Raw genomic sequence first — 7,825 nt, 5'->3', positions numbered from 1 at the left:
TGAGTAGTTTTACAGGCAAAGCCGAAGCGGATGATAACCACCTACTGAAGTAGGTGGTTTAGGGCTGAAAACAAAAAGAGCACCGAAGTGCTCTTTTTGTTTATTGATACGGGTTTAATTACGCGTTCACAGTTTTGGTCGGGCGACTCGGTGAACAACCGTCATTACGGTAAGGAATGATATACGCATTCCCCTCTTCAGGGTGAATAATTTGATAGTACTGAGGCAGGTTAAAGTTAATAAACTTCGACGCGACGCGACTATCGTCTTTTACCGACGTGTAGAAACTGTTTACAGACGAAATCATTTCATCTTTGGAGCCACTAAATTGGTGATACACTTCAACTTGATTTGACTCATCCAACACATAAATATTGAAGCCATCTTCGTTATCTTCAAAGAAGAACTGCACCAGACCTTCACTGGCAAACCCATCCACCGCTTCCGGCATTTGATATTCTTGCTCACGATCGAGCATTAACAGCGGCGAGCCTTTGAGTTTGTTAGTGGAAATGCTGCGGTAGAAATCGATGGAATTTTCTAGCTTCTGCACCGACACACCACGACGTTCAAAGAACAACCCATAAGTCTGGTTACCAAGACGCATCGCTTTAAAGCGGCGACGTTTCTCTTGCTCTACTGGTTTCAAGCGTAAGTCGATACATTCAGCTAAAAGCTGGTAAACCATATTGCGCATCACACCACGCATGTTCTTCGCATAGCAGAACACATCCACTGATTCTGGTGGCAACGCATCTTGGTGCATTTTGCCCAAAATGGTTTTCAGTGCATCCAGCATCGCCGTTTCCCCTTTGAAATGCAGCGTACGCACTTCATGCCAAGAATTACGGTAAACAAGGTCAACACTGCCGACTAAATTTTTATGTTCTGGACCAAAGCTAAAAATATCGGTGTTCTTAACATCCACTTTCAGCGAACGACCAGAAAGTTCAGACGTCGGATCATTTTCGAAGTTGATGAACATCGCAAGCTGGCTTATTTCACAAGGACTCGCTAGCGCCTGCATAGATGGACGACGCTTACGCAACGCAAAAGTATTTCGTAAGTCACTCACCATTTGGTAAAACTTATCAATATCTAGCTGCGCTTCACGTACCACGGCATGTAAACGAGTCGATTCAGTGATCAAGCCATTGAAGAATGCCCAAGCAACCAACTTACTCAAGTATTCATGATGCTCTAGATATGGTTGCCCCAAAATGCGGTGCGCAATAAGCGGTTGTTTATAGAGGTACCAACCAGACTTGTTTACCCCCCCTTTTTTCACTTCGATAAAGCTCAAGTCAGGCTCGTGCAGATCAGGTGAAATCTGTGGGTTTAGTAACGTTACTTTGCCCGGCAATACTTCAAAAGCCGCGTAAAGTTTACGAGCCAAAATACTGATGTCTTGCGGACTGATAGCAGAAGTGATGTCGTTACGACGCGCAAATTGAATCAAGTTACGGTAGCTTTGCATCAACGCATCCAGCAATGCATGATGTACCACCTTTACTTGTTCAACCTTCCAATTACGGCGGTCATCGAGCTCTGCAACGACACTGGCATCCCAATTCCATTTTGCAATCATATCGCTCAGCGCTTCACGACGCCAAGCTACTGAGCCAACATTCGGCTCACGAGATAGTTTTTCATGGGTTTTGAGATAGAAACAGCGACGCACTAAATCCAAACGTGTATCGTCTTGAATTCGCTCTAAGTAACGGGTTACTTTTTCCAACATTAAGTAGTACGCATCCATGCCATAGAGATCAGGCTCATGAGCAAAGAAACGACGTTTAGTGTCGATGCTTAACAATTGAGTATGCGGGTATTCCCACGAGTAAGCTTCTAGCAAGATGGCTTTTAATACCGATTTGTAGGGAGAGTCGATGCTTTTGTATAACTGCCACAAGTTCGAGCCGAAGTATTCTTCAGCAGGAATGCAGTTCAATTTACCAAAGTCGATCCATTCACTACAGTCGATGTAACCATCACTGCACAGTTGAGAAACGTACTCGTCGTAACACTCTTCCATTTCTGGCGGCACGATTTGCCATAACAAACGCTGTCCGGCAATACGCACCGCACTACGATAGAATTCATCTAGCAAAAGTAAGTGCTGAGATGAACCACAGTTATCACCTGTCATCTCCTCAGAATGATTGCTTCTAAAGCGCTCTTTATCCATTAAGAAAAAGTTCGCTTCCACGCCTTTGCTTTGTGCCCAATCCGTGATGAGTAGGCATTTATTGGTCAATAACTCGCGTTCGTCACAATCCATCTCTGGTGAAATACACACCCAAATATCCAAATCACTGGAAGTACTTTGACCAATCGAGGAGGTACTGCCCATGGTGTACAAACCCAATATAGCGGGCTTTTCTACCGTCTTGAGCGGCTGACCAATGGCAAGTTGAATATCATCTATGAATTGTTGCTGAATGCTATTTAGTTCAAGCCCATGCACACCAAACGGGACATCGGCATCATAATAGCCAGGAATTACAGGATGGTTGTAGTTCAACAAGGCAGGAATCAAATGGAAGACTTGCTGGCTTTGCGAATCCATAAGCGCCAACGCGCGATCAACTCGCTGCTGATTCAAATTATCTAGTCGCTGGATGATTTTTTGGGTGTAAGCCTGCAAGGGGAATTCCTTGGTTGAACAATCACGAAAATCTGCTGACGTTTTAAACCAAAACGGCTTAAAAACGTGATCAATTTAACACTTTTATTGGTGCGGGTAAAGCTTCACGCCCGTGTATCACTCCGGATACAAAACCATACTTTAGTCACAAAATTAATCGCGCGGTAGTGTCGCTCTTATTACCTGTTACTAATAATAGTCCTTAGTCTAATTGAGAATCCAGTCACACTATTTTCATAACGTCATGTAATTCCATTCATAGCCTTCAGAGATAACGAACTAACAGTAAGCATTTCTTGATGAGAATGGTAGGATAAACCCAAATCCAAACAGCATTGAGAAGATCATGACACAATCCACACCGATTCGCATTGCAACTCGAAAAAGCCCTCTTGCTTTATGGCAAGCTTACTTTGTTAAAGACGCCCTTCAAGCCGCTCACCCAGGCTTGGAAGTCGAGTTAGTAACCATGGTGACCAAAGGTGACGTGATTTTAGATACACCACTAGCAAAAGTTGGCGGCAAAGGCTTGTTCGTAAAAGAGCTTGAAGTCGCGATGCTAGAAGGACGTGCAGACCTCGCCGTTCACTCAATGAAAGACGTACCCGTCGATTTCCCAGAAGGCCTTGGCCTCGTGACCATTTGTGAGCGTGAAGATCCTCGTGATGCCTTCGTCTCTAATACCTATAGCCACATTGATGAGCTCCCTCAAGGTGCCGTGGTTGGTACTTGCAGTTTGCGCCGTCAATGCCAACTGAAAGAATATCGTCCGGACATCATCATCAAAGAGCTTCGCGGTAATGTGGGCACTCGCCTTGGTAAGTTAGATGCGGGTGAGTATGATGCAATCATTCTTGCTGCGGCTGGCCTCAAACGATTGAAGCTTGAAGAGCGCATTCGTAGCTTTATCGAACCAGAGCAATCACTACCAGCGGTAGGCCAAGGTGCTGTCGGTATTGAGTGCCGCCTTGACGATGAAAGACTGCTTAAGCTGCTTGAGCCACTTAACCACCAAGACACCGTAGACCGCGTTTTGTGTGAGCGCGCAATGAACCTTACGCTAGAAGGCGGCTGTCAGGTACCTATCGGCAGCTATGCCCTACTAGACGGCGACAACATTTGGCTACGCGCATTAGTTGGCGAACCAGATGGCAGCGAAATTGTTCGTGGTGAAATTCGTGGCCATCGTAAAGATGGCGAAGCATTAGGAGTGCAGCTAGCCAATGAGCTGCTAGATAACGGCGCTCGTGAAATCCTAACTAAGCTGTACGCAGATCACGAATAACCATGGCAGTGTTGGTCACTCGGCCGGGAGAGCAAGGCAACGCGCTTTGCTCTCTGCTCGAAAGGCACGGCATTTCCGCATATCACCATCCTCTGATCGACATTGTCGCCGATCTCACGGACACGCACCTCTCTAAACATCTACATCAAGCTCAAATTGTTATAGCTGTTAGTCGACATGCCGTGCAATGTGCACAGCAAATCTTAGCCAGCAACGAGACATCATGGCCGAAACAAGCCATTTACCTTGCCGTTGGTCAAAAAACAGCACACTATTTAAGCAAATGTACCCAACAGAAAGTACACTATCCCCAAGTCAGTGATAGTGAACATTTATTGCGACTGCCAGAGCTCAATAATGTTGCCCAACAACAGGTTCTTATCCTTCGTGGGAACGGTGGAAGAGAGCTGATCAAAGATGCATTGGTGAGACGTGGCGCAAAAGTTCACTATAGTGAGACTTACAAGAGAGAATTCATCCCATTCGATCCAGTAAGCTGTGTCTCACTATGGAAAACCCTACAAATTGACCAGATCATCGTCACCAGTGGTGAGCAACTGGATTATTTGTGCAGCCAATTGACGTCAGAGCAATTGACTTGGCTTAATCAACAAGAGTTGTATATCCCCAGTCAGCGTATCGCTGACATCGCACTTCAAAGGGGGTTCACTCGGGTGAGATGCACGGGAAGCGCATCCAACCAAGAATTACTGGCGGCTCTCCAGCCCTAGCTACACAGGATATAGGCATGACAAGTAAAAATAACGACCAAAAAAATAACGATAAAAACCTTTCCGAAGAAACCTCATCGGCACCGATAGCCGAAAAAAGCACATCGCAGCAGGATGCGGCCCCTAAAAAAGAACAGCCAAAAGTGGCCGAGCCCCCAAAAACAGCCGAGCCAGCCAAAGTCGAATTTGAAGAAAAACAAGGCAAGCGCGGAGTTAAACTAGGCACAGTCGCTATCATCTTATCGATTATTTTTGGCGGTGGCCTCGCATACAAACTACATCAGCAGCAAGCCGATTACCAAGCGCAGATCGCCCAACTAAAAAGTCAGCTAGAAAGCACTCAAGTTTCCATGAAGCAAGAGCTCAGCCGGGTACAAGAAGAAACCATCGAGAAAGCAACGACCGTGACACACAAAGCGGAAGTGGTACTTGGACAGCAACAGAAGAGCATTGAAAGCTTACAGCTCGCCGTTGCCGATGTGAAAGGTCGTAGACCAAACGACTGGCTACTTGCTGAAGCCGATTACCTCGTCAAATTAGCAGGTCGTAAACTGTTCTTAGAGCATGACGTAGAAAGCGCCACTCAACTAATGGAAAGTGCTGATCAACGCATTGCCGCACTGAATGACCCTAGCCTCGTCAAACTACGTAAAGCAATGGCGAACGATATCACCAAACTTCGTACTATCCCGCTGATTGACCGTGATGGATTGGTACTACGCTTAACTGCTCTGCAACAGCAAGTAGACAAGCTACCTCTCGCCAATGCACTACTCCCAGAAGCAGAAGTCGTAGAGAACACTGAAGTGTCTGAAGATATTGCAAACTGGCAAGATAACTTAATGACCTCTCTGAAGGACTTTTCAGAAAACTTCATTACCTTCCGCACGCGCGATGGTAACGTCATTCCACTGCTTTCTCCTGAGCAACACTTTTACCTAAAAGAAAACATCAAAGCCAAATTGGAGACCGCAATAAAAGCGGTGTACCAAGAGCAAGGTGAAATTTACACCATGTCTCTAAAAACGGCCGACAAATGGGCATTAGCTTTCTTCAACCAAGACGATAATTCCGTTAAAGAGTTCAACAAAACTGTTAACCAGTTAAGCCAGCAAAACATTCAAGTGGAATACCCAACGAAACTGCAAAGTCAATCTCAACTATCAGATGTCATCCGTGAGCGCCTACGTCGCGAAGTCACAACGATGACAGGTATGGAGGATAAGTAATGTTTCGTCTTATTTTCCTATTTGTTGTACTAGGTGCAGGACTATTTGTTGGTACTCAATTTTCAGGTCAGCAAGGCTATGTACTCATCTCCATCGCTGAGAAAACGATCGAGATGAGCGTAACGACATTGGTCATATTCGTTATCGCAGCACTCGCAGGTCTTTTTCTACTTGAGTACCTAATTAAAAAGCTAGTTTACGCAAGTTCTACAACATGGAACTACTTCAGCGTGCGCAAAATGCGCCATTCCCGTCGATACACCAATGAAGGCATTATTAAACTCCTTGAAGGAGACTGGAAAGGTGCCGAGAAAAAAGTGACTCGTTGGGCGAATCATCACGATATGCCGCTACTTTGTTACTTAGTCGCGTCTGAAGCTGCACAAGGTCAAGGTGATAAAGCAAAACGTGATCACTACCTGGAGCTAGCGAGCCAGCAAGAGAATGCTCATCTCGCAGTAGAGCTGACTCGAGCGAAACAATTTATCCGCGACAACGAGTTCGAGGCTGCTTTCGATACTTTGCAATCGTTAAAAGGTCAGTATGCGAGTAATTCGATTGTATTGAACTTGCTGAAAACAACGTACATGCAGCTAAAATTGTGGCAACCTCTTATTGACCTCTTGCCACAATTAACCAAAGCAAAACTCATCACGGAAGAAGAACACGCAGAGCTGATTCAAAAGGCGCAATGCGGCTTACTCCATGAAGTAGCACAGCAGCAAGGTAGCGAAGGGCTTATCTCTCATTGGAATGGCCTTGCACGCAAAGTAAAACAAGACACACACCTAGTCGCCTGTTTTGCTCGTGAGTTGATAGCCCGGAAAGCAGATGCTGAAGCCTTTACTGTGCTAAAAGAAGCATTGAAAAAACAACCGGCTCCTGAGCTTTATCAACTACTGCCAGATCTAAACCTGCCAGATACCCACCCTGTCGTGGTCTTCTTAGAGGGAGTGGTGAAGAAAGAACCGGATAACGCCGCTGCCCATAGCGCATTAGCGCACTTCTATTTCCGTCAAGAGAAATGGCAAAAAGCCCAAGACCACTTTGAGATCGCCTTAAAGCTTCGCTCTGACGTCTCTGACTATGCATTCCTAGCAGACACACTAGAGAAGCAAAACCTAACCAAAGCTGCTCACGAAGTCTCTCGTAAAGCTCTCACGCTCGTACAGAATGACTAACTTAAGATGACCTAACCAAGCCGACAGCTTACCTGTCGGCTTTTTTATTGCCTGCTATTAACCCTTTAGTCCTTAGTCATCAATATGTTTATCCAATTCATTGGCTCCCAAGTAGTGCCCGACTTCCTAGTAACTCACTATCGTTTCACTTTCACTCTTCTCTTTTGACTACTCTGATCCTGTCATTCCAGCAGAATCCAAAACAATTTTAAAAGATGCAGGAATACGTAACTTTAGCCTGTTGATGTATGGTTTTAAGACGTAGCTAGATTTAGTCAATAGAGCACACGCGTCGCTAGACTGAGTAAAACAAAAAGATACATCAGTGAAACAGTGGCTATTTGAGTATACTTATTTGTTCGGTCTATCCGGTAAAAGGGGCTAGAGAAGCAATGGTAGTGCTTTAAGAGAACGATAAGGCAATAGATGGTTCAACACCTTAACAAAGCATCTCCAACAACCTTATCGGGACAGCATGCAGTGATGAGGATGAACAGCGTTAGAGGCAACTGCACTTCTTAGCAAAAATCAAAACGTCACAACCAATACCGATACCAATATTACTTTGTCGAAAAGTAGATCGCATATGGAATTGATTTTTGACAAGCACAGATAGAGTAATAAAGATGTGCGGAAATGAAAAAAGCCTCGCTATTTCTAGCGAGGCTTCTTAATAGTGGCGGAGAGATAGGGATTTGAACCCTAGATACGCTATTAACGTATGCCGGTTTTCAAGACCGGTGCTTTCAACC

5 protein-coding genes are annotated in these 7,825 nt (G+C 45.2%); 4 read left to right on the top strand and 1 reads right to left on the bottom strand.

Going from position 1 to position 7,825, the window contains the following annotated elements; genetic code table 11:
• Nucleotides 1-118 precede the first annotated feature (118 nt).
• Nucleotides 119-2,647, bottom strand: a complete 2,529-nt coding sequence (locus R7E78_RS23660) for a class I adenylate cyclase (protein WP_053350817.1) — start codon at nucleotides 2,645-2,647, stop codon at nucleotides 119-121.
• Between the two features lie 346 nt (nucleotides 2,648-2,993).
• On the opposite strand from R7E78_RS23660, the gene hemC reads away from it, so the two are divergent.
• From hemC to R7E78_RS23640, 4 genes are read left to right on the top strand one after another with little or no spacing between them, the layout of a single operon-like run.
• Nucleotides 2,994-3,932: a hydroxymethylbilane synthase gene (gene hemC / locus R7E78_RS23655; protein WP_033907277.1), complete on the top strand. Its 939-nt coding sequence runs from the start codon at nucleotides 2,994-2,996 to the stop codon at nucleotides 3,930-3,932.
• A 2-nt stretch (nucleotides 3,933-3,934) separates the two neighbouring features.
• Entirely contained in the window at nucleotides 3,935-4,663 is a 729-nt protein-coding gene (locus tag R7E78_RS23650; protein ID WP_046874396.1) for a uroporphyrinogen-III synthase, read from the top strand.
• 17 nt (nucleotides 4,664-4,680) lie between these two features.
• Nucleotides 4,681-5,892 carry a uroporphyrinogen-III C-methyltransferase gene (locus tag R7E78_RS23645; protein ID WP_318058301.1) on the top strand — a complete coding sequence of 404 codons (1,212 nt, stop codon included), beginning with the start codon at nucleotides 4,681-4,683 and terminating at the stop codon, nucleotides 5,890-5,892.
• Nucleotides 5,892-7,073, top strand: coding sequence for a heme biosynthesis protein HemY (locus R7E78_RS23640; protein WP_318058300.1), 1,182 nt, complete (start codon nucleotides 5,892-5,894; stop codon nucleotides 7,071-7,073). The genes R7E78_RS23645 and R7E78_RS23640 overlap by 1 nt, the downstream gene beginning before the upstream one ends.
• Nucleotides 7,074-7,825 lie beyond the last annotated feature (752 nt).

This window comes from Vibrio sp. YT-19(2023) (genome assembly GCF_033337395.1).
The sequence above is the reverse complement of the archived record's forward strand: the minus strand, read 5'-3'. Positions and strand labels throughout refer to the sequence as shown.

What these genes read in the sequence shown, in the direction of transcription:
- hemC (WP_033907277.1), top strand. Translation starts at nt 2,994, where the DNA reads ATGACACAATCCACACCGATTCGCATTGCAACTCGAAAAAGCCCTCTT.
- R7E78_RS23650 (WP_046874396.1), top strand. Translation starts at nt 3,935, where the DNA reads ATGGCAGTGTTGGTCACTCGGCCGGGAGAGCAAGGCAACGCGCTTTGC.
- R7E78_RS23645 (WP_318058301.1), top strand. Translation starts at nt 4,681, where the DNA reads ATGACAAGTAAAAATAACGACCAAAAAAATAACGATAAAAACCTTTCC.
- R7E78_RS23640 (WP_318058300.1), top strand. Translation starts at nt 5,892, where the DNA reads ATGTTTCGTCTTATTTTCCTATTTGTTGTACTAGGTGCAGGACTATTT.